Annotated in this window: 18 protein-coding genes; 6 read left to right on the top strand and 12 right to left on the bottom strand. The window is 36.9% G+C overall.

What is annotated here, in order from left to right; genetic code table 11:
* The 4 genes from H3S74_RS11970 to rpsL all read right to left on the bottom strand — a co-directional run.
* On the bottom strand, positions 1-85 hold an 85-nt coding region (locus tag H3S74_RS11970; RefSeq protein ID WP_010312103.1), incomplete at its 3' end, for a GTP-binding protein.
* Between the two features lie 65 nt (positions 86-150).
* A complete protein-coding gene (gene fusA, locus H3S74_RS11975; protein ID WP_110448642.1) occupies positions 151-2,253 on the bottom strand; it encodes an elongation factor G in 2,103 nt (700 codons plus the stop codon).
* A gap of 106 nt (positions 2,254-2,359) precedes the next feature.
* On the bottom strand, positions 2,360-2,830 hold the full coding sequence (gene rpsG / locus H3S74_RS11980; RefSeq protein WP_065578189.1) for a 30S ribosomal protein S7: 471 nt from the start codon (positions 2,828-2,830) through the stop codon (positions 2,360-2,362).
* 100 nt (positions 2,831-2,930) lie between these two features.
* Positions 2,931-3,305, bottom strand: a complete 375-nt coding sequence (gene rpsL, locus H3S74_RS11985) for a 30S ribosomal protein S12 (protein WP_034883792.1) — start codon at positions 3,303-3,305, stop codon at positions 2,931-2,933.
* A 287-nt stretch (positions 3,306-3,592) separates the two neighbouring features.
* Here rpsL and H3S74_RS11990 point away from each other — a divergent pair, with 287 nt between their 5' ends.
* Positions 3,593-4,783, top strand: coding sequence for a DNA-binding transcriptional regulator (locus H3S74_RS11990; protein ID WP_198247964.1), 1,191 nt, complete (start codon positions 3,593-3,595; stop codon positions 4,781-4,783).
* 85 nt (positions 4,784-4,868) lie between these two features.
* Here H3S74_RS11990 and xylB read toward each other — a convergent pair whose 3' ends face one another.
* From xylB to parE, 8 genes are all read right to left on the bottom strand, one after another.
* On the bottom strand, positions 4,869-6,326 hold the full coding sequence (gene xylB, locus H3S74_RS11995; protein WP_198247965.1) for a xylulokinase: 1,458 nt from the start codon (positions 6,324-6,326) through the stop codon (positions 4,869-4,871).
* 72 nt (positions 6,327-6,398) lie between these two features.
* Entirely contained in the window at positions 6,399-7,718 is a 1,320-nt protein-coding gene (gene xylA, locus H3S74_RS12000) for a xylose isomerase (RefSeq protein WP_198247966.1), read from the bottom strand.
* A gap of 299 nt (positions 7,719-8,017) precedes the next feature.
* Positions 8,018-9,328, bottom strand: coding sequence for an NCS2 family permease (locus tag H3S74_RS12005; RefSeq protein ID WP_086320145.1), 1,311 nt, complete (start codon positions 9,326-9,328; stop codon positions 8,018-8,020).
* 290 nt (positions 9,329-9,618) lie between these two features.
* Entirely contained in the window at positions 9,619-11,193 is a 1,575-nt protein-coding gene (locus H3S74_RS12010) for a TerC family protein (RefSeq protein ID WP_198247967.1), read from the bottom strand.
* Positions 11,194-11,336: 143 nt separating this feature from the next.
* Positions 11,337-12,782, bottom strand: coding sequence for a TrkH family potassium uptake protein (locus tag H3S74_RS12015; protein ID WP_110448645.1), 1,446 nt, complete (start codon positions 12,780-12,782; stop codon positions 11,337-11,339).
* Between the two features lie 15 nt (positions 12,783-12,797).
* Positions 12,798-13,643: a co-chaperone DjlA gene (djlA, locus tag H3S74_RS12020; protein WP_198247968.1), complete on the bottom strand. Its 846-nt coding sequence runs from the start codon at positions 13,641-13,643 to the stop codon at positions 12,798-12,800.
* 1 nt (position 13,644) lies between these two features.
* Positions 13,645-15,873, bottom strand: coding sequence for a DNA topoisomerase IV subunit A (parC, locus tag H3S74_RS12025; RefSeq protein ID WP_198247969.1), 2,229 nt, complete (start codon positions 15,871-15,873; stop codon positions 13,645-13,647).
* Between the two features lie 27 nt (positions 15,874-15,900).
* On the bottom strand, positions 15,901-17,790 hold the full coding sequence (parE, locus tag H3S74_RS12030; RefSeq protein WP_065614146.1) for a DNA topoisomerase IV subunit B: 1,890 nt from the start codon (positions 17,788-17,790) through the stop codon (positions 15,901-15,903).
* A 222-nt stretch (positions 17,791-18,012) separates the two neighbouring features.
* On the opposite strand from parE, the gene H3S74_RS12035 reads away from it, so the two are divergent.
* From H3S74_RS12035 to ubiA, 5 genes are all read left to right on the top strand, one after another.
* Entirely contained in the window at positions 18,013-20,463 is a 2,451-nt protein-coding gene (locus H3S74_RS12035; protein ID WP_198247970.1) for a DMSO/selenate family reductase complex A subunit, read from the top strand.
* 19 nt (positions 20,464-20,482) lie between these two features.
* Positions 20,483-21,097, top strand: a complete 615-nt coding sequence (locus H3S74_RS12040) for a DMSO/selenate family reductase complex B subunit (protein WP_065650725.1) — start codon at positions 20,483-20,485, stop codon at positions 21,095-21,097.
* A 1-nt stretch (position 21,098) separates the two neighbouring features.
* Positions 21,099-21,938, top strand: coding sequence for a DmsC/YnfH family molybdoenzyme membrane anchor subunit (locus H3S74_RS12045; RefSeq protein ID WP_198247972.1), 840 nt, complete (start codon positions 21,099-21,101; stop codon positions 21,936-21,938).
* A 61-nt stretch (positions 21,939-21,999) separates the two neighbouring features.
* Positions 22,000-22,557 carry a molecular chaperone gene (locus H3S74_RS12050; protein WP_198247973.1) on the top strand — a complete coding sequence of 186 codons (558 nt, stop codon included), beginning with the start codon at positions 22,000-22,002 and terminating at the stop codon, positions 22,555-22,557.
* 121 nt (positions 22,558-22,678) lie between these two features.
* Positions 22,679-23,509 carry a 4-hydroxybenzoate octaprenyltransferase gene (ubiA, locus tag H3S74_RS12055; protein WP_198247974.1) on the top strand — a complete coding sequence of 277 codons (831 nt, stop codon included), beginning with the start codon at positions 22,679-22,681 and terminating at the stop codon, positions 23,507-23,509.
* Positions 23,510-23,804 lie beyond the last annotated feature (295 nt).

Raw genomic sequence — 23,804 nt, forward strand, 5'->3', positions numbered from 1 at the left:
TTAAAGTTGTTTTACCATGGTCAACGTGGCCGATTGTACCAACGTTAACGTGGGGTTTTGTACGTTCAAATTTTTCTTTAGACATCTTAATGTTCCTTTATTAAATCACTTCCCTAACAATAGGGAAGTGTTACTTATTTATATAAATAATTATTTCGCTTTACGAGCTTCAATAATTGCAGTTGCAATATTGGTTGGCGCTTCATTGTACTTCAAGAACTCCATTGAGTAAGAAGCACGACCTTGTGTTTGTGAACGAAGGTCAGTTGCATAACCAAACATTTCTGAAAGTGGAACTTGTGCTTTAACTGTTTTACCAGTTGCAGTATCTTCCATTCCTTCGATCATACCACGACGACGGTTTAAGTCACCGATAACGTCACCCATATAATCTTCAGGGGTTTCAACTTCTACTTTCATGATTGGTTCTAAAAGCACAGGTTTAGCTTTCATGAAGCCATCTTTAAACGCCATTGAACCGGCAATTTTAAATGCCATTTCTGATGAGTCGACATCATGGTAAGAACCATCAAAGATGGTAACTTCAACATCAACAATTGGGTAACCAGCAAGAACACCATTTTTCATTTGTTCTTGACAGCCTTTATCAACTGCAGGGATGTATTCTTTAGGAACCACACCACCAACAATTTCATTGTTGAATTTGTAGCCTTCGCCACCAGCTTCTAATGGTTTAATTCTTAACCATACATGACCATATTGACCACGACCACCAGACTGACGAACAAATTTACCTTCTTGTTCAACTTCATTGCGAATGGTTTCACGGTAAGCAACTTGCGGTTTACCAACATTTGCTTCCACTTTAAATTCACGTTTCATACGGTCAACGATGATTTCTAAGTGAAGCTCACCCATACCAGAAATAATTGTTTGACCTGATTCTTCATCGGTGTGAACACGGAATGAAGGATCTTCTTGTGCTAGTCGACCTAAAGCAAGTCCCATTTTTTCTTGGTCAGCTTTAGTTTTTGGTTCAACAGCAACAGAAATTACCGGCTCTGGGAACTCCATTCTTTCTAGAATAATTGGAGCACTTTCAGCACATAATGTATCACCAGTTGTTACCTCTTTAAGACCGATAGCTGCTGCAATGTCACCTGCGCGAACTTCTTTAATTTCTTCACGTTTGTTAGCGTGCATCTGAACGATACGACCAAAACGTTCTTTTTTATCTTTAACAGAGTTAAGAACAGTATCACCAGAATTTACTACACCAGAGTAAACACGGAAGAATGTTAAGTTACCAACAAATGGGTCAGTTGCAATTTTAAATGCTAATGATGAGAATGGTTCATCATCACTTGAATGACGCTCTGCTGCTTCACCATTTGGTAATTCACCTTTGATTGCTGGAACATCTGTTGGTGCTGGTAAATATTCAATTACTGCATCAAGCATGAATTGAACACCTTTGTTTTTAAAGGCACTACCACAAGTTACTAAGATGATTTCGTTAGCAAGCACACGTTCACGTAATGCTAATTTAACTTCTTCTTCAGTTAACTCTTCACCACCAAGGTATTTTTCCATTAACTCTTCATTTGCTTCAGCTGCTGCTTCCATTAAGTTTGCACGCCATTCTTCGACTTGCTCAACCATATCTGCAGGAACATCTTCATAAGTGAAACTTACACCTTGATCTGCATCATTCCAGTTAATTGCTTTACGTTTAAGTAAATCAACTACACCAGTAAAGCCTTCTTCAGCACCGATAGGTAATACTAATGGAACTGGTACAGCGGCTAAACGAGTTTTGATTTGATCAACAACACGTAAGAAGTTAGCACCCATACGGTCCATTTTGTTTACGAAAGCGATACGTGGAACTTTATATTTGTTTGCTTGACGCCATACTGTTTCTGATTGAGGTTGAACACCGCCAACCGCACAGTAAACCATTACCGCACCATCTAAAACACGCATAGAACGTTCAACTTCGATTGTGAAGTCAACGTGTCCCGGGGTGTCGATGATATTGATTCGGTGTGGTTCAAATTGTTGACCCATACCAGACCAGAATGCAGTAGTTGCCGCAGAAGTGATAGTGATACCACGTTCTTGTTCTTGTTCCATCCAGTCCATGGTAGCTGCACCATCATGAACCTCACCAATTTTGTGACTTACGCCAGTGTAAAACAAAATACGTTCAGTTGTCGTAGTTTTACCTGCGTCAATATGTGCACTGATACCGATATTACGGTAGCGTGCTATAGGGGTTGTACGAGCCATATTAATCCTCTATTTAGAATCGTTTGCTTATAAAATATCTTTTGGGGGACTGATAATAACTATTAATTATCAGTCTAATTTCAAGCGTCTTATATAAGCGCTTAAATTACCAACGATAGTGTGCAAACGCTCTATTAGCTTCAGCCATACGATGAACATCTTCGCGTTTTTTCACAGCGGTACCTTTGTTTTCAAAAGCATCCATAAGTTCATTCGCTAGGCGTAATGCCATTGATTTATCGCCACGTTTACGTGCAGCATCTACAATCCAACGCATTGCAAGTGCATTACGACGAACAGGACGCACTTCAACAGGAACTTGGTATGTAGAACCACCAACGCGACGAGACTTAACTTCTACAGTTGGTCTTACGTTATCTAATGCAACTTCGAAAGCTGCTAAGTGGTCTTTTCCACTACGCTCAGCTAATTTATCAAGAGCTGAATATACGATTGATTCTGCGACAGATTTTTTACCATCTATCATTAAAATATTTACAAATTTCGCCAGCAAATCTGAACCGAATTTCGGATCAGGTAAAATTTTTCTTTGACCGACAACATGACGACGTGGCATTGGAATACTCCGTTTATATGTTACAAATTTTCAGGTTTACCCAAAACTCAAATGAGTTATATGGAATTTATATAGTTTGGCCTTACTTAACGGAGTTCCATTAAGCTTTAGGTCGTTTCACACCGTATTTAGAACGGCTTTGTTTGCGATCTTTAACACCTGCGCAGTCTAATGCACCACGAACAGTGTGATAACGAACACCAGGTAAATCTTTAACACGACCACCGCGGATTAAAATCACGCTATGTTCTTGTAAGTTATGACCTTCACCACCGATGTAAGAAGTTACTTCGAAACCGTTGGTTAAACGTACACGGCATACTTTACGTAATGCTGAGTTTGGTTTTTTAGGTGTAGTGGTGTAAACACGTGTACATACACCTCGTTTTTGCGGGCATGCTTCAAGTGCAGGAACGTTACTTTTCGCTTCCTTTAGTGCTCTTGGTTTGCGTACCAGCTGATTAATTGTTGCCATTAATAAGCTCCTGATTAATTAAAATAAATTTAAAAATTGCTTTTTAGATACGTAATTAATAACTGTAGCCCAAAGCCTATTTATATAAGTTTTGGGTCGCAAGATTCTAGACCTCAATAGCTATAATGTCAAGTATTAGCACAGGTTCTTTATGTTATTTATCAATAATTTTTATGCATGAATAAATGCGAAATAAAAATACATTTTTTTATTTTATTGGTGCTTTTTATCGTACTAGTTTATCCTAATAGATGGATATAAATTAATATCAATATATAAATGTGACAATGAAAGATACACAGGTTGAAAGTTACAAAGTTGTTTTGCTATTTAATGCAAACAATATTTATGATCGACAAATCCTTAAAGGAATAGGTGATTTTCTAAAAGCGAATAATATTCACTGGAATATCTATATTTCCGAAACCATGCGTTATGACACAAACACAGCTTTCCATTTTGATTGCGATGGTATTATTGCTAATTTTGATGATCCAGATATTCAAGATCTACTAACCAATGTTGATATTCCAATAATTGGGGTAGGTAGTTCACATCATGATAATTCAAGTTATCCAAAGGTTCCTTATGTTGCTGCGGATAATTTTGCGATTATTGAGAGTGCTTTTAATCATTTATGTTCTAAAGGCATTAATCAATTTGCCTTTTATGGCCTACCATCACATCGATCTTGTCGTTGGGCGGCAGTAAGAGAACAGTTTTTTGAGCAAATTGTAAGTCAAAAGGGTTATGAAGGGTTTATTTATCAAGGAACAACTACATCTCTTGATAATTGGCAAGATAGCTTAGATAAACTCTCTAAATGGTTATTATCTCTGCCAGTTAATACTGGCATTATTGCCGTGAATGATGCTAGAGCCCATCATATTTTACAAGCTTGTAATAGAGTTGAAATAAAAATACCTGAAGAGCTATGCTTAATTGGTATAGATAATGAAGAAGTAATCAATGATCTATCGATGGTTTCCTTATCTACTGTAAAACAAGGAACCGAGGAGATGGGATTTGAAGCCGCTAAATTATTGCAAAAAATATTTAATAAAGGAAAGGTCTCTACCTCGCCACGGTTAATTTCACCGAAAAAAGTTATTGAACGTCGTTCGACCGATTACCGTTCAATACAAGATCCTTATGTTATACAAGCTATTCATTATATCCGTGATTATGCTTGTAAAGGTATTAAAGTAGATCAAGTGACTTCGGAATTGCAAATATCTCGTTCTAATTTAGAACTTCGCTTTAAAACATCATTAGGTAAAACCATTCACACGGTCATTCATGAAGAGAAGTTTAATCGAGCCAAATATCTATTAATTGAATCTCCATTATCGATTCAAGCAATATCTGAGCAATGCGGCTATCCATCAGTGCAATATTTTTACTTTTTATTTAAAAAGTTATATGGTATGACACCGAAGGATTTCAGAAATAAATTTACCAATCTTAATTTACTATAATCAAATTAACATAAAGTTAAAAAATAGATTTATTAACTGGCTAAAAAGCAGAAGAGTGTTACAAAAGATCTTCTGCTTTTTAATATCAAGACATTAGCGGCTTTAATTGTTGATAAATGTTTCTAAACATAGCACGCTGTTGTTGGTAATATTCATGTTTTTCCCTATCTGGCTGGTGAGTTTGAATGGTTGGTAATGGTGCTAACCATTGCCCTAAATCACTATCTGGGTTACAAGCGATTTGTGCCAGTTTAGCGGCGCCTAAAGCGGGACCAACTTCGCCACCCTCACAATAAACTATAGTATAACCAGAGATATCGCTAATTAATTGGCGCCAATATTTACTTCTAGCTCCGCCACCAATAACAATAATTTTATCAGGTGAAATGCCGCTTTGTTTTACCACATCTATACCATCTGCTAGGCCATAACTCACACCTAATAAGATTGCTTTAGCCAAATCGACTTTATTATGTTGATAGGTTAAGCCAAAAAATACGCCTTTAGCTTCAGGGTTATTATGCGGTGTTCTTTCACCTGATAGATAAGGTAAAAAATAGACTGGCGGTTTATCGTCAGATGGTTGTTCTTCTATTAAGCTAAATAATGTAGCAACATCTTTAATGTCTAACAATTGGCATCCCCAATCAAGACATGAAGCACAACTTAACATAACCGACATAAGATGCCAACGATTAGGTAATGCATGGCAAAAGCTATGAATTGCCTGTTCAGGTTGGCTGATAAACCGATCAGTAACGGCGAAATAAACCCCTGAAGTACCAAGTGAAAGCATTGCTTGTCCTGGTTGATAAAGACCAACACCGATAGCACCGGCAGCATTATCGCCACCACCGGCAATAACTGGAATTGAATTTATATTCCAACGCTTAGCAATATCATCAGTAACATAACCCGTTATTTGATTGCCTTCAAATAAGGTTGGCATATGTTGTCGACTTAAACCACAAGCATTTAACAATTGATCGTTCCAATCACGTTTTTCAACATCTAACCACATGGTGCCAGCAGAATCAGACATATCTGATGCATATTCGCCTGTAATTTTAAAGCGTAAATAATCCTTTGGTAAAAGTACTTTATCTATTTTGGCAAATATTTCTGGCTCGTGTTTTTGCACCCATTTTATTTTGGGTGCAGTAAAACCTGCCATCATCAAATTGCCAGTAATTTTTCTAGAATTTGGCACTAATTGCTCTAATTCATGACATTCAATATCACAACGACCGTCATTCCATAAAATTGCAGGCCTTAATACTTGAGATGAACTATCTAGTAGTACTGCTCCATGCATTTGTCCACTTAAGCCAATTGCTTTGACTAGTGTTAAGTCATGTTGATGGCTAAGTTCTTGTAGTGCTGAATCTGTTGCTTGCCACCACTGCTGGGGATCTTGTTCAGACCATAATGGGTGAGGACGGGATACGGTGAGTGACTTTGTATTTGACGCCACAATGCGTTGTTTTTCATCCATTAAAATTACTTTGACACCAGAAGTGCCTAAATCAATACCAATATACATATCTGCCTCCATTATGCAGCTATCAGAACTATAAATATAATAGTTCTGATAGGTAAATACACAATGATTTTTTTAGCCAAAAATAGATTTATTAACAATATTTTCTAATTGCTCTTGTGCACCGCTACGTGCTTTAGGTTGCAGATTATTTACAAGACTATATTGTGCAATTTCTTGTAGGGACATATTCCCTTGTAAAATATCTTTACCTAAATTTTTGTCCCAATCGGCATAACGCTCAGCCACTTTTTGATTTAATAGTTTATCTTCAATCATTTTCGCTGCACATTTTAATGATAATGCCATAGTATCGATAGCACCAATATGCCCATGAAATACATCATATTTATCAATGCTTTGTCGTCTTATTTTGGCATCAAAGTTAAGTCCACCAGTGGTAAATCCGCCACTTTTTAATATTTCATACATAACTAGTGTGTTTTCCTCGACACTATTCGGAAATTGATCTGTATCCCATCCCAATTGTGGATCACCTCGATTAGCATCAAGTGAACCAAATATATCTAAGGCAATAGCTGAAGCTACCTCATGTTGAAATGAATGGCCGGCAAGTGTTGCATGATTTGCTTCAATATTGACCTTAATTTCCTTTTCTAAGCCGAATTGTTTTAAAAAGCCATAAATGGTTGCAACATCATAATCATATTGATGTTTGGTTGGCTCTTGTGGTTTTGGTTCAATCAATAATGCGCCATTGAAACCAATCTTGTGTTTGTTTTCGACAACTAATTGCATAAATTTACCGAGTTGTTCACGTTCTTGGCGTAAGTTAGTATTTAACAGCGTTTCATAACCTTCCCGACCACCCCATAATACATAATTTTGACCACCTAACTTATGAGTAGCATTCATTGCATGGACAACTTGAGTGGCAGCACAGGCAAAAACTTCCGGATCGGGATTGGTTGCCGCACCAGCTGCATATCTTGGATTTGTGAAACAGTTAGCGGTTCCCCATAATAAATTAACGCCGGTTTCTTGTTGCTTTTGTAACAGGATATCCGTCATCATGGATAAATTAGAGATGTATTCTTGAATTGAATTACCTTCTGGGGCAACATCGACATCATGAAATGCATAAAAAGGAACATTCATTTTATAAAAAAATTCAAAAGCAATATCTGCCTTTGCTTTGGCATTAGCTAGTGGATTAGCCCCTTTTTGCCACGGATAATTAAATGAATTTGCACCAAACATGTCGGTGCCAGCCCAACAAAAAGTGTGCCAATAACAGATAGAAAAGCGTAAGTGCTCAGCCATTGTTTTTCCTAAAATTATCTGCTCTGGATTGTAATGCCTGAACGCAAAAGGATTATTAGTTTGTGTTCCTTCGTATTTAACTCTTTCTATTTTTTCATAATATTGACTCATAATGTACCTCTAAATACCATTAATTAACTTAAAATCTATATATTGGTTACTAAGTTTTCTGGATAACTAAACGTTGCTAAATCAGGTAATCAATATGCATGAGTTTTAACAACAACAACAATTACTAAATTTTGTAGCGATTTTATGTTTTTTGTTTTTTGTGACGCAGATCAAATTCTATAAAGGGTTTAAAGAAGGTAAAATGATTGTTGTAGTCTGTTTGAAATTTCAGATGAAATAATTGTATGGGGGGAAGAAGCTATTTCTACCATGTTAATGGTAGAAATAGTTTGATGAAATTAATGATGATCGATAAAGATGAATTTTAAAGCAAACAGTAGTGCAAAAACTATCACACAAAGATTTAATTCTTTAAATTTACCAGTAAATGTTTTTAATATCACATAAGAGATAAAGCCAAGTGCGACCCCTTCAGTAATAGCAAAAGCAAATGGCATCATTAATGCGGTAATAAATGCTGGTGTTGCATCAGTTAAATCAGACCAGTTAACTTTCATTAAACTTGATACCATTAAGATACCAACAAAAATTAGTGCGCCTGATGTGGCATAAGGTGGTACTAAATGTGCTAAAGGTGATAAGAAAGTCATCATTAAAAATAATAAGCCAACCACCACTGCAGTTAAGCCTGTACGTCCACCAACTGAAATGCCTGCGGAACTTTCAATGTAAGTTAATACAGATGAAGTACCAAATAACCCACCAAGTGAAGAACTGAAACTATCAATTAATAAAGCTTGACGCATTTTAGGAAAACGACCTTTTTCGTCAGAAAGTCCTGCTTTATCAGTTAAAGCTAAAATAGTACCCGATGAATCAAACAAGCTGACAATCATTACTGAAAAGATTACCCCGAGGATACCAATATTCAGTGAACCAGCAAGGTCAACATGGCCAACAACGCTGCCAACACTCGGTGGAACTGCTGCAATTCCTTGATAACTAATATTTGGATCAAGCCATAGCGCTAGTAGGGTTACGACAAGAATAGAAACTAACACGGCGGCATGAAAATTGCGGGTAGCAAGGATAACGATAATAAAAAATCCAAGCGAACCTAATAAGACTTTAAGTGACAAAATATTGCCTAAGGTTAGTAATGTAGCTGGTGATGCGACCACAATACCCATATTTTGGAATCCCATAAAGGCAATAAATAAGCCAATGCCAGCGCTAATACCAGCGCGCAAACATTGTGGAATATGTTCGATTAACCAATGGCGGACTTTAAATAGTGATAATGCAAAAAAGACCAATGATCCCCAAAATATCGCTCCCATCCCAACTTGCCAAGAATAGCCCATTGCACCGCATATTCCGTAAGCAAAAAAGACATTTAGCCCCATGGCAGGCGCTAAAGCAATCGGTAGATTGGCAAATAATCCCATCATAATTGTCGCAAAAGCGGTGACAACACAAGTTAGAACAAACACGGCTGATTTATCCATTCCTGTTGCAGATAAGATTGAAGGATTAACAAAGATGATATAAACCATGGTTAAAAAGGTGGTACAACCGGCGATAAACTCGGTACCAGGGGTGGTTTTTTTCTCTTTTAATTGAAAGATTTTTTCGAATAGTGAATTCATAAATTAAAGCCCAATTTAGGTTGATAGTGATCCATTTTGATATAATTTTATATCTTTATTTTTACCGAAGTGAATTTACGGTAAAAATAAAAAAGATATAAAGTGATTACTTCATATCTTTAAAAAACGTTAAAGCACAGCGCTATTATTGCCAGTAATTTATTTTGGTCAAGCGTTATTCTAAACAACAAATAACGTTTAATTAGCGATCAACAATGCCTATAAATTAACGCTAACATAATTTTCAGCTATTTTATGGTGAATTGAATTAAATATTAATTATCAATAATTTATTTATCCAAAATAGCTAATTTATTTTTAGTGATTTTTACTTTTAAAATCCGATGACTTTCAATCTCGGCAACTTCAAATAGATAGTCACCAATCTGTATGGTTTCACCAACATTGAGTAGATGTTGGGCTTTTTCCATCAATAATCCCGCAAGGGTATGATATTCTCGCTTATCATCAATCGGAATCGGTACAAATCTTACTAATTCTTCTACTGGGATATAGCCATTTGCAATCCAACTATCATCATCTAAACATTGGATGTCATGTTTAGCATCGATCTCTTCTTCTTCAGTTGGAAAGTCACCGGCAATGGTTTCAATAACATCGGTCACTGACACCACACCTTGCATTGATCCAAATTCATCAACCACAAAAGCAAAGTGCGTTTTGGCTTTTTTGAATTGTTCCAGCGCTACAAGTAAAGATACTGTTTCAGGAAAAATTAATGGTTGTTTGATTAATGAATTAATATCAAAGGGTTGTTTATTTTGTAAAATATCTTTTAACAGATCATTAACTTGAATGATACCTAATGGTTCATCAATTGAAGCATTATCAGTCACTACTAAACGTGAATGAGGATTGTCAAAAATTTCTTTTAATATTACTTCTCGATCATCATTGATATTGACCATATCAACATCTAATCGAGATGTCATGATACTGCTTACTGAACGTTGAGCTAACCCTAATACTCGCTCAACCATGTTTAATTCTTGATGATTAAATACTGAGGTTTTTTTATTATTATCAGATACCACATCAATGGTATGGCTATCGGGATCTTCTTCAGCATCGCCTTTAAGTAAATGTAAAATAGCTTCGGCGGTACGTTCACGTAGAGGTTTTTTGTTTAATGCTTTTCGACGGTTAAATATGGCTAGTTGATTAAAGAATTCAATCATAATCGAGAAGCCGATAGCTGCATATAAATAGCCTTTTGGAATGACAAAACCGAAACCTTCGGCAACCAAACTAAAGCCAATCATCAATAAAAAGCTTAAACATAAAATAACAATCGTTGGATGGGAGTTAACAAAATAGGCTAATGGTTTACTTGCCACCATCATAATCGCAATGGCGATACAAACTGCGATAATCATAACGGGTATATGGTCAACCATTCCCACTGCAGTAATGACTGAATCAAGTGAGAATACGGCATCAAGTACCACGATTTGTGCAACAACAGTCCAAAAATGTGAGGTTTTTTTCGGTTTTCCATCTTCGTGAGATGCACCTTCTAAACGCTCATTGAGTTCCATTGTTGCTTTAAACAGCAAAAATATTCCGCCAAGCAACATAATTAATTGCCGAGCATTGAAACTAATACCTGATATAGAAAATAGTGGGGTGGTGAGAGTAACTAACCAGCCAGTAAACATTAATAACAATATTCGGGTTATTAATGCAAAAGCAAGGCCTGTAATGCGTGCTTTATCTCGTTGTTGAGGCGGAAGTTTCTCCGCAAGAATGGCAATAAAAACAATGTTATCAATGCCAAGGACGATTTCAAGTACAACTAGAGTGGATAAACCAATCCAGATTGTAGGATCCATGATCCATTCCATATGTCAGGTGATTACCTCTAATGATCACAGCACATGCTGCTTAGTAATTCTGTCTGTAATTAGCAAAATAATCAATAAAATATTTAAATTTTTGACCATTTTATGGAAAATTGTTGATTAAAAGCCTTTATTAGGCGTAAAAATTAACTTCGCCAGAATGTTGGCGTGAATAAAACTAATAAAGTAAATATTTCTAGTCGACCAAATAACATGTCAACGACCATGACCCATTTCACCATATCACTGACATGAGCAAAATTATCACTGACACTACCAAGGCCAACGCCTAAATTATTTAGCGATGAAGCAACGATATAAAATGAGTCAGTTGCATCAATTCCTGTTGCCATAATAATAAACAAACTCACTAAAAATACTAATGCATAGGCAGAAAAGAATCCCCATACCGCTTCAATGATACGTTCTGGTACAACACGATTATTGAGTTTTAAGGTATAAATTGCATTAGGGTGAATAAGTCGTTTTAACTCTCGTGAACCTTGCATAAATAGTAGTAGTACCCGAACAACTTTTAGTCCTCCACCAGTAGAACCAGCACAGCCACCAATAAACGAAGCACATAATAAAAAGATAGGTAATGACGATGGCCAAGTATTAATATCATCGACGGTAAAGCCTACTGTTGCTGAAACAGACACGACTTGTAAAACAATTTTGTCGACACTAAGATGGCGTTGTGGCTGATAAATATAGATCACTAAAGCGCAGATAATAATTAAGATAAGCAGAATAAAGATAAAGGTTCTAAATTCTTGATCACGCCAATACACTTTCACTGAGATACCATTTAACGCAGCAAAATGTAGAGCAAAATTACATCCTGACAAAATGAGGAACAAGGTAACAATATAGTTAATTGTTGCACTATTAAAATAAGCTAAATTGTTATCATGGGTCGAAAAACCACCCATTGATATCGTTGAAAAGCTATGTGAAATAGCATCAAAGATATCCATTCCAGCACACCACAAACTTATTGCACATAAGGTAGTGAGTAAAATGTAAATCGACCAAAGTGTTTTTGCTGTTTCGGCAATACGTGGTCGCATTTTACTGTCTTTTTGAGGACCAGGAATTTCAGCACGATAGAGCTGCATACCCCCGACTCCTAATAATGGTAAAATTGCAACCGCAAGTACGATGATCCCCATACCGCCTAACCATTGCAGCATTTGACGATAGAAAAGTAGCGCTTTGGGTAAATGATCCAAATTGACAATCGTAGTGGCGCCAGTGGTTGTTAATCCAGAAAAAGACTCAAAAAAAGCTGTGGTTAAATTAAGATTGATATGATTATCAAATAGGAACGGGAATGCGCCAATAGTGCCTAAAACGACCCAAAATAATACAACAATGAAAAAGCCTTCTCGAGTACTTAATTCATGGCGTTGATGACGATTAGGAAACCACAATAACACACCTAAAATTAATGCTGCGAAAAATGAACGAACAAAAATAGCACCAGCACCGTCACGATATATTAACGCCACTAGTGCAGGTATTAACATAAATACTGACAATAGTGATATTAATAAACCGATAATTCTTATAATCGAGCGCCAATGCATCATATATAGTAATCTCTATTTAAAGCCACGTGATGATTTTATAAGATCGTAAGCAGCTTGAATTTCTTGTGCTCGCTTTTTGGCTGCTTCTAACATCTCTTTTGGTAAGCCTTTGGATACCAATTTGTCTGGATGATGTTCATTCATTAATTTACGATAGGCTCTTTTTATTTCAGAAATTTCAGCAGATGAATTTATTCCTAATATTTTATAAGCATTTGCTAAATCTGATTGCCTAGTACTGCTTTGGGAACCATTATAATTATGATTTTGTTGATATTGATGTTGACTGTTTTGTTGATTGTACTGATATTCTTGACGGAAATGAAAGCTTCCCATCATCATTTGAATATATATTGCCATTTGTGGTCGTGGAATACGAAACTCATCGGCAACAATGAAAAGAATCTCTGATTCTTTGTCATCTAAATGACCATCAACTAAAGCAGCTTGAATTAATTGTTCACAAAAGATATTTAAGACATTACGTCGATAACGATATTGGTGATATAACTCACTTAATCGTGATCGAAGTGGGTAATCACTCGCTTTACCACGATTGAATGATTCTTGCGCTAATTGACGACTTGTCGCATCAAGTTGGAGTCGATCCATAACTTGCCGAGCAAGATTAATATCATCACGAGTAACAACCCCTTTAGCTTTACTTAAATGTCCTAATACTTCAAAAACAACCGTTAAGTATAAGTTTGGATTAGATTGTGTCCTTTTCTCAGTCAATTTATTGCCAAATGCTTGATATAGCATTGGGCCAATAAATAATCCGAGTATAAATCCCCACCCAGATTTTAATACTGAATTCAGTATTAAACCGGTAATAACGGACCAGATCAAAGACATATTATTCGTTTACCTCAATTCGATCTATTTTTTGCAATCCACGTGGTAATGATGTGCCTTTACGAGCACGCTCCGCTCTAAATTTTTGTAAATCAGCTGGATAAAGTGTAAGTTTGCGTTTACCAACATATAGAGTTATAGATGTTTCTGGTGTTATCAACATCATATAAGCTAGGCTATCATCGCTACCAGAGAGTGAAATAATTTTATTGCCTTTACCTTTAGATAATTCTGGTAAATCTTTTACTGGGAATATCAGCATTCTTCCTGCTTTAGTAATTGATAACAGCAAGCTTTCTTCTGATAAAATCTCTATTGGTGCTAATACATCTGCATCTTTAGATAAATTAATCACTGCTTTACCATTACGGTTGCGCGCAATTAAATCATTAAATTGACAGATAAAACCGTATCCAGCACTCGATGCAAGTAAGAATTTTTGTTGTTCATTGCCTGACATCAATACATGTTCAATGGTTGCTCCAGCTGGTAATGCCAGTTTACCAGTAAGAGGTTCGCCTTGTCCTCTAGCTGATGGTAATGTACTTGGCTCAATAGCGTAACTGCGACCAGTTGAATCGATAAATACCACTGGTTGATTACTTTTACCTTTTGCTGCGGTTTTAAAAGTATCACCTGCTTTATAACTTAATCCTACAGGATCGATATCATGGCCTTTAGCAGCTCTGACCCAACCCATTTCTGATAATACGATTGTAACTGGTTCAGAAGGGATTAACTCTTGTTCAGTAATTGCTTTGGCTTCACTGCGTTCGACAATTGGTGAACGACGTTCATCACCATATTTTTCAGCATCAGCTTGTAGCTCTTTTTTGATTAAATTACTTAACTTTCTTGGTGAAGCTAATAATGCTTGCAGTTGATCTCGCTCTTTAGCCAGTTCGGCTTGTTCACCTTTGATACGAATTTCTTCTAGTTTAGCTAAATGGCGGAGTTTTAATTCTAAGATAGCTTCAGCTTGTGTTTCGCTTAAGGCAAATCTCTGAATTAATTCTGCTTTTGGGTCATCTTCATGACGAATGATTTCAATTACTTCATCAATATTTAGGAAGGCAATTAATAAACCATCTAAAATATGTAGTCTTTTTAGTATTTTATCTAAGCGATAATTTAAGCGACGGGTTACGGTAATGCGTCGATATTCTAACCATTCAGTTAGGATTTCAACCAATCCTTTAACAGATGGACGATTATCTAGTCCAATCATGTTCATATTAACACGATAACTTTTTTCTAGATCAGTAGTGGCAAATAGATGATTCATTACTTGCTCTAGATCCACACGATTAGAACGTGGCACAATAACCAGACGAGTCGGATTTTCGTGATCGGATTCGTCACGTAAGTCTTCAATTAACGGTAGTTTTTTAGCGCGCATTTGGCTAGCAATTTGCTCTAAAATTTTAGCACCAGAAACTTGATGTGGCAGATCAGTAATAACAATGTCGCCATCTTCTTTTTTCCAAACTGCTCGCATACGTATTGAGCCACGGCCAGTTTTATAAATTTTGGCGATATCTTCCGGAGAGGTAATAATCTCTGCTTCTGTTGGGAAGTCAGGGCCTTTTATGTGCTCCATCACTTCGCTAAGTGTTGCTTTTGGATTATCAGCTAACATAATAGCTGCATTCGCCACTTCACGAATGTTATGAGGTGGAATATCGGTTGCCATACCTACCGCAATACCGGTAGTACCGTTTAATAAGATATTCGGCAATCTAGCTGGCAACATTTTTGGCTCTTGTAATGTACCATCAAAATTTGGCGTATAGTCAACAGTGCCTTGTCCTAACTCACCTAACAATAATTCGGCATATTTTGATAAACGTGATTCGGTATAACGCATTGCAGCAAATGATTTTGGATCATCGGGTGCCCCCCAGTTTCCTTGCCCATCAACTAATGGATATCGATAAGAAAACGGTTGCGCCATTAATACCATTGCTTCATAACAGGCAATATCACCATGAGGATGGTATTTACCTAAAACGTCACCGACAGTACGGGCTGATTTTTTAAATTTTGCTTGAGCATTTAGTCCTAATTCTGACATTGCATAAACAATGCGACGTTGTACTGGTTTTAAGCCATCGCCAATAAACGGCAATGCGCGATCCATAATGACATACATTGAGTAGTTTAAATAGGCGCTTTCGGTAAATGTTCGTAGCGACTGAACTTCTACTCCGTCATGAGTTATTTCACTCATTATTGTTCCTCTAAATTATTCTGTATATTAGACATCAAGTTCAACTTGGTCACCTTTTTCTTGTAACCATTCTCGGCGATCTTCGGCACGTTTTTTCGCCAGTAACATATCCATTAATGCCATTGTTTCTTCGGCATTATCTAGTGATAACTGAACTAATCTACGGGTGTTAGGATCCATTGTGGTTTCGCGAAGTTGTAATGGATTCATTTCACCCAACCCTTTGAAACGTTGAACATTTGGCTTACCTTTTTTACGTTTAAGCTGATCTAAAATCCCTTCTTTTTCTTCTTCATCAAGGGCGTAATGAACTTCTTTGCCTAAATCGATACGATACAGTGGTGGCATGGCGACAAAAATATGTCCATGTTCAACCATGGCTCGAAAGTGACGAACAAATAGTGCGCACAGTAACGTGGCAATATGCAATCCATCTGAGTCAGCATCGGCTAAAATACAGATTTTACCGTAGCGTAATTGACTTAAATCATCACTATCAGGATCAATACCAATAGCTACTGAAATATCATGAATTTCTTGCGATCCTAATACTTCGTCAGATGAGACTTCCCAAGTATTTAATATTTTGCCTTTCAACGGCATAATTGCTTGATATTCACGATCACGGGCTTGTTTAGCCGACCCGCCAGCAGAATCACCTTCGACTAAAAATAGTTCGGTGCGACTTAAATCTTGTGATGCACAGTCAGCCAGTTTACCCGGTAAAGCTGGACCACTGGTTAGTTTTTTACGGATGACTTTTTTGGATGCTCTTAAGCGTTTTTGAGCACTGGAAATTACCATCTCAGCAAGTAATTCGGCAATTTGTACATTTTGATTCAACCACAGGCTAAATGCATCTTTAACAATAGCTGAAACAAAAGCTGCACTTTGTCTTGATGATAAACGTTCTTTGGTCTGACCGGCAAATTGCGGTTCTTGCATTTTTACTGATAACACATAGGCACAGCGTTCCCAAATATCATCGGCGGTTAATTTTAAACCACGCGGTAATAAATTACGAAACTCACAAAATTCACGCATGGCATCAAGTAATCCTTGACGTAAACCATTGACATGGGTACCACCTTGCACAGTAGGAATTAAGTTAACGTAACTTTCAGTTAACAATTCACCTCCTTCTGGTAACCAAAGTAATGCCCATTCAACCGCTTCTGTTTCACCTGTATGGCTACCAGTAAATGGTTGTTCCGGTAATAGTGTGTAACCACTAACTGACTCTATCAGATAATCTTTTAAACCGTCTTGATAACACCAGCGTTGCTCAGTACTGTTAATTTTGTCTTTAAAAATGATTTCCAGTCCCGGGCAAAGTACAGCTTTCGCTTTAAGCAAATGAGTTAGGCGAGGTACTGAGAAGCGAGGTGAATCAAAATATTTTTCATCCGGCCAAAAACGTACTTTTGTACCAGTATTTCGTCGGCCACAGGTGCCAATTACATGTAAATCTTCAACTTTATCACCATTTTCAAAGGCGATTTGGTAAACTTGTCCATCACGGTTTACGGTGACTTCTACGCGTTTGGATAAGGCATTGACAACAGAGATACCCACCCCATGTAAACCACCAGAAAATTGATAGTTTTTGTTGGAGAACTTACCACCAGCATGTAAGCGACAAAGTAATAGTTCAATAGCCGGTACGCCTTCTTCAGGATGGATATCAACAGGCATACCTCGACCATCATCAATAACCTCAAGTGAATTGTCTTCATAAAGGGTTACTTTCACTTGGCGAGCATGGCCAGCAATAGCCTCATCGACACTATTATCAATCACCTCTTGCCCTAAATGATTGGGGCGAGCTGTGTCAGTATACATTCCAGGACGATGACGAACAGGATCGAGCCCTTTTAAGACCTCAATATCAACTGCATTATAAGTGGATTGTGACATAACTTTTCTGTTTATTCGATTAAATGGGCTTATTATACCAATCTTTCCTTAAGATGCATGAAATTAAATTTATAATAAAAAGCAAAGCTATTTTTTTATTGATAATAATTCTTATTTCATTAATTTATTTTAAGTTAATTTCGATTTTAGTCTTTTTTCTGTTTTATAATTTTAACTGTAGTATTATGATAATGACATGCCAAATATAAATAAGCGAATAGGATGAGCAAGTCAGATAATCAGATAACTCGGCGCGATTTTTTACAAAAATCATTAGCAATCGGTAGTGTGGCCGCATTAACTAATGATTTACAATTACCTTTTGCTTATGCCTCGCCAGAGACAGATCTTGCCAACACCTCGGTACCTAATCCAACGAGTCAAGAAAAGATTTTTTATAGTGCATGTTTAGTTAACTGTGGTAGTCGTTGCCCGTTAAAAGTACATGTTAAAAACGATATTATTACTAAAATATCTGCTGAAGATGGGATTAATGATGCGATCTTTGGTCAACATCAAATCCGTCCTTGTCTGCGAGGACGAGCTGTGCGTTGGCGTACTTATGATCCGGAACGGCTAAAATATCCAATGCTACGAATCGGTAAACGAGGTGAAGGCAAATTTAAACGCATCTCGTGGGACGAAGCTATCGATCTATTAGCTGAGAAACTCAAATACACTATTAATCGCTATGGCAATGAAGCTATTTATTACCAATATGGTACAGGTACGACAGGGGCAAATATCTCAGGCCGTAATGCCTGTAAGCGATTTTTAAGTTGTATCGGTGGCCACCTTAATTATCATGGTGATTATTCAAGTGGACAGATCACCGCTATTCAACCTTTTATATATGGTAATGCTAAAGAGTCGTTGCTAGACCAAATCAAACATTCTGATCTAGTTGTGATGTTTGGACATAATGTTGCTGAAACTAGAATGTCGGGCGGTGGGCAGGTTGCTGAGTTATATACTGCATTAGCACAAAGTAAAGCAAGGGTAATTATTATTGATCCACGCCGTAGTGAAAGTGTCGTTGGTTATAATGCTGAGTGGCTGCCGATTATTCCTGGTACTGACGCTGCGTTAGTCGCTGCAATTATTTATGCGTTGCTTGAAGAAGATCGTGTTGATGAGGCGATGCTTAACGAATATTGTGTGGGTTGGAATGCTGATACATTACCAGATAGTGCTCCGCCTTTTAGCGATTACAAATCTTATATTTTGGGACTAGGGCATGACAGAACCGCAAAAACGCCAGAATGGGCAGCTAAAAAAACCGGTATTCCAGCCAAACAAATTCGGCAGTTGGCATTAGATATTGTTAATGCTAAAGCAGCATGGATTTCACAAGGTTGGGGGCCACAGCGCTGGCAAAATGGTGAGCATACTACAAGGGCGATTATGATCCTACCAGTTATCACTGGTCAGTTTGGTAAGCGTGGTACTAACATTGGTACTTGGGGTGGTAGCGTAACTTATCCTGTGCCTGGCTTGAATATGGTTAACCCAGTTAAAACCAGTATTCCTTTCTTTTTATGGACGAAAGCAATTGATGAACCGCTTAGCATGACTGCGAAAAATTCTTATATAAAAGGTAAAGATAAATTAGATGTGGGTATTAAATTTATCTGGAGCTATGCTAGCAATGTTATTGGTAATCAACACGCCGATCTCAATCGGACTCATCAAATTTTACAAGACGAATCGAAATGTGAATTTATTTTAGTTTGGGATACCCATATGACTGCTTCAGCAAAATATGCTGATCTACTGTTACCGGATGTTTCATCTGTAGAGAGTAATGATTTAATCAATAATTCATATGCATCAGGTGCTTATCATTATTTTATTCGTTTGCAACGAGCAATAAAACCACTTTGGGAAAATCGTCCTGCTTATGAGGTTTTGACAGAATTGTCAGCAAAAATGGCAGTTAAAGATAAATTTACTGAAGGTCGGAGTCAAGATGATTGGATTGCTTATAGTTATGAAAAAATGCGTAAGCTCAATCCTAATTTACCGACTTTTGCCGAAACAGATGGAATGGGGATAGTTGATCGTAAATTAGCTGATAGCGATGCACAGATCGGATTAAAAGCTTTTCGCGATGATCCAATAAAAAATCCATTAAATACGCCGTCAGGTAAAATCGAAATTTATTCAGAAGCATTAGCCAAAATTGCCAATGAATGGGAGTTTGATGACGATGATAAACTTTATCCTATACCGGCATATTTACCGGCAATAGAGGGCAGTGAAGACCTGCAAACACAAGCGAAATATCCATTACAATTAATCGGTTTTCATATCAAAGGGCATTGTCATTCAAGTTATAGTAATCTTCCGCAACTGCGAGAAGCGGTAGCTAGTAGTCTCTGGATTAATCCAGTGGACGCAGAACAAAGACAGATAAAGCATGGTCAATTGGTTGAAGTTTATAATGACCGCGGTCGACTTTACATTCCAGCTAAAGTGACACCACGGATACTACCGGGAATTATCGCTCTTCCGCAAGGATTATGGGCCAAGACTAATGCTGCTGGCATTGATATTGGTGGTTGCATTAATCGTTTAACCTCCTTACGACCCTCTGTGCTTGCTAAATCTAATCCTCAGCATACCAATTTGGTTGAAGTTAAACCAATAGCAGCTATGCCGTCGGCATCTTAATCGGAAGGAGATGGTTCAAATGCAATATGGTTTTTATATTAATTCTACCAAATGTACTGGTTGCAAAACTTGCCAAGTAAGTTGTAAAGATGAAAAAGATAATGCGCTTGGTGTCCATTTCCGCCGTGTTTATGAATATGGCGGTGGTACATGGAAGCAAGTAGATGGATGTTGGCAAAATGATACATTTACCTATTATTTGTCAATCTCTTGTAATCATTGTCAAGAGCCAACCTGTGTAAAAGGTTGCCCAACTGGCGCTATGCATAAACGCCAAGAAGATGGGTTAGTGGTAGTCAATCAAGATGTGTGTATTGGTTGTCGCTATTGTGAAATGCGTTGCCCTTACGGTGCACCACAATATGATCATCAAAAAAAGGTAATGTCTAAATGTGATGGTTGTTATGAACGTGTAGCGCAAGGTTTAAAACCTGTATGTGTTGAGTCTTGTCCTCAACGCGCTTTAGATTTTGATGACATTAATACCTTGCGTCAACGTTATGGTGATGAGTGCGATATTGCTCCATTACCTAGTTCAGATTTAACCAAACCAAGTATTGTGATAAAGCCACATGCGCAAGCTAAAGCATCGGGTGACTCGCTTGGTAAAGTGCTTAATCCTGAGGAGGTCTAGTATGCATGAACTTCCACTGGTATTTTTTACGATATTTGGTCAATTATCCGCAGGGATGATCCTACTTAGTAGCTTGTTTTATCTTGTTTATCGTTCAAAAACCAAATTGGCTATCACTCAAAAAATTAATGCAGTAGCGTTAATTTTCATGGCGATTGGTATGGCGATTGCATCATTTCATTTAGGTCAACCATTACGAGCATTCAATGTGATTTTTGGTATCGGCCGTTCACCAATGAGTAATGAAATTTTTACCTTTGGCTTATTATTTGCTATGACATTTGCTTTTGTATTGCTTAATTATTTTGTCTTGTATCCAAATAGTACCAAATTACAAATCATCAAACCTCTATGCCAAAAAATTAACCGTATACCACATTTAAACTATTTATTGGCGATGATCTTGGTTATTTTAAGCCTATTTTTTGTTTGGACCATCGTATTAACCTATATGTTAGCAACAATAAAAACGTGGGATAGTTGTTATACCGCGATACAAATGTATACTGCGATGTTGGTATTGGGAGGAATTGCTGTTACTTGGTTAGGACTATATCGAGCAGGTTATTGCGCTTTTTTTATTGGTAGTTTACTGATTCTGCTATTAAAAATGCCTTACTTAAAGTTAATGAGTGAAATTGCTCCAGACTTAACCTCTAATCAATATTGCTGGATAATAGCACAGTGCGCATTATTAATTATTTCTATCACATTGGTTTTATTTGCGATTTTAAGAAAGCAACATCAGGTAATGATTTATCTATTGGCTTTTATTGGCGTATTTATCGCAGAAATTTGCGGACGTATCACTTTTTATAATTTGTGGATGATAACCGTTTAATTGTGCGGTAATTGATGGTAATGGCATAATTAATTGGCTAATCAATATAGGATTGAATAATTTGGATAACCTGACTTCTATCACGTTGGCGAAATTATTAGGCGCTTTTTTTTATTATCCGCCTACCAGTAAACAAGTCACTGGTTTAATTGATGGATTATTACAGCTAGATCAGTTAGCAAAGTGGCCAAACCAACAATTAGTAACTGAACAATGCCAAATCTTGAGTACTCAGATACAGCATGCAGAAATAGAATATCAATTCTCACTATTATTTGAAGGGCAAGGCATTATGTCGGCGCCACCTTGGGGTTCAGTCTATTTAGATCAAGAAAAACTACTAATGGGTGAATCACAAGAACGCTATCGTGAATTTTTACAGCAGCAAGGGTTGATTCTTGATACGGGTATGAATGAGCCAGAAGATCAGTTTGGATTGATGTTAATGGCATATGCAATACTACTAGAAAAGCAGCAATTTGCTGCTGCACAGCAATTAATGACCGAATACCTTTTAAATTGGGCACCAATGTATTTGAATTGCTTAAAACAAAATCAAGTCAGTCTATTTTATCAAGCATTAGCGATTATTGCTGAACAATATTTGCAAATGGTATAACTCTGATTATATAGCAAATAAAGCGCTCACTTATTTAAGTCAAAATATGCATTGATAGCTGTTGTTTGCAGCTTTTTAACGAACAGGTATAATCCACCTATTATGATTCGGGACAATACCTATGTTAGCTTATTTACAACTGATGCGATTAGACAAGCCAATTGGTTCCTTACTGCTACTTTGGCCAACATTGTGGGCGATTTGGCTTGCTACATCTACGCCATCTGTTCATGTTGTTGTTGTGTTTGTTGTTGGTGTGATTGTTATGCGCTCAGCTGGCTGTGTGGTTAATGATTACGCTGATCGGCATTTTGATGGTAAAGTCGAACGTACTAAGAATCGTCCTCTCGCCCGTGGTGCATTGAGCGAAAAAAATGCCTTATACACTTTATTCGTATTACTGCTTATTGCGCTTGGTTTATTGCTTACTTTGGATAAATTAACTTGGTTAATGGCTGGTTTTGCATTAATCACGGCAATGCTTTATCCATTTATGAAACGTTACACACATTTACCCCAGTTGACTTTAGGCATTGCCTTTAGCTGGGGAATTCCAATGGCCTATGCGGCAACAATAGCTCAATTTCCGATAACTTGTTGGTTACTGTGTCTAGCTAATGTATGTTGGACAATAGCTTATGATACCGAATATGCTATGGTCGATCGCGATGATGATCTTAAAATAGGCATCAAGTCCACTGCTATCCTATTTGGTGACTATGACAAGTTTATTATTGGATTACTGCAAATCATAACCTTAGTTTGCCTGACATTGATCGGCATAAACAATCATTTTCAGCAATTTTATTATATTGGTTTAATCATCGCCTTATTGCTATTTATTTATCAACAATGGTTAATCAAAGACCGTGATAGAAGCAATTGTTTTAAAGCGTTTATGAATAATAATTATATAGGATTGTTTATATTTATAGCGATCTTGGTTAGTTAAAAACAGATTTACCATCATTATTTAACTTTCATAGCGAACATTAATCGCTTTAAACGATATATCTTAAATTGTAAAGGCGTTGCTTATTAAAAAAGGAAAATGGTGGTATAGACTCCTCAATATTTTTTACAAGATTATTTTTAACTTTTTAAATTATTAAATTTAATTCACCTGCGTCATTCGGAAGATAAATACTATTGTAATATAGGTAAGGTAGGCATTTACCTACCTTTGAGGTTATTCGATTGCTAGTAATAAAACAGAAATATTATTTGCAAGTTAATGGTATAGACTC

It is taken from the genome of Gilliamella sp. W8126 (genome assembly GCF_016102185.1).
In the GTDB taxonomy this organism is placed as follows: Bacteria; Pseudomonadota; Gammaproteobacteria; order Enterobacterales; family Orbaceae; genus Gilliamella; species Gilliamella apis_A.

Coding starts and splice junctions, on each gene's coding strand:
- xylB (WP_198247965.1), bottom strand. CDS start 6,326: ATGTATATTGGTATTGATTTAGGCACTTCTGGTGTCAAAGTAATTTTA.
- H3S74_RS12040 (WP_065650725.1), top strand. CDS start 20,483: ATGCAATATGGTTTTTATATTAATTCTACCAAATGTACTGGTTGCAAA.
- rpsL (WP_034883792.1), bottom strand. CDS start 3,305: ATGGCAACAATTAATCAGCTGGTACGCAAACCAAGAGCACTAAAGGAA.
- rpsG (WP_065578189.1), bottom strand. CDS start 2,830: ATGCCACGTCGTCATGTTGTCGGTCAAAGAAAAATTTTACCTGATCCG.
- xylA (WP_198247966.1), bottom strand. CDS start 7,718: ATGAGTCAATATTATGAAAAAATAGAAAGAGTTAAATACGAAGGAACA.
- parE (WP_065614146.1), bottom strand. CDS start 17,790: ATGTCACAATCCACTTATAATGCAGTTGATATTGAGGTCTTAAAAGGG.
- H3S74_RS12010 (WP_198247967.1), bottom strand. CDS start 11,193: ATGGAATGGATCATGGATCCTACAATCTGGATTGGTTTATCCACTCTA.
- H3S74_RS12005 (WP_086320145.1), bottom strand. CDS start 9,328: ATGAATTCACTATTCGAAAAAATCTTTCAATTAAAAGAGAAAAAAACC.
- H3S74_RS12015 (WP_110448645.1), bottom strand. CDS start 12,782: ATGCATTGGCGCTCGATTATAAGAATTATCGGTTTATTAATATCACTA.
- H3S74_RS12045 (WP_198247972.1), top strand. CDS start 21,099: ATGCATGAACTTCCACTGGTATTTTTTACGATATTTGGTCAATTATCC.
- H3S74_RS12035 (WP_198247970.1), top strand. CDS start 18,013: ATGAGCAAGTCAGATAATCAGATAACTCGGCGCGATTTTTTACAAAAA.
- parC (WP_198247969.1), bottom strand. CDS start 15,873: ATGAGTGAAATAACTCATGACGGAGTAGAAGTTCAGTCGCTACGAACA.
- fusA (WP_110448642.1), bottom strand. CDS start 2,253: ATGGCTCGTACAACCCCTATAGCACGCTACCGTAATATCGGTATCAGT.
- djlA (WP_198247968.1), bottom strand. CDS start 13,643: ATGTCTTTGATCTGGTCCGTTATTACCGGTTTAATACTGAATTCAGTA.
- ubiA (WP_198247974.1), top strand. CDS start 22,679: ATGTTAGCTTATTTACAACTGATGCGATTAGACAAGCCAATTGGTTCC.
- H3S74_RS11990 (WP_198247964.1), top strand. CDS start 3,593: ATGAAAGATACACAGGTTGAAAGTTACAAAGTTGTTTTGCTATTTAAT.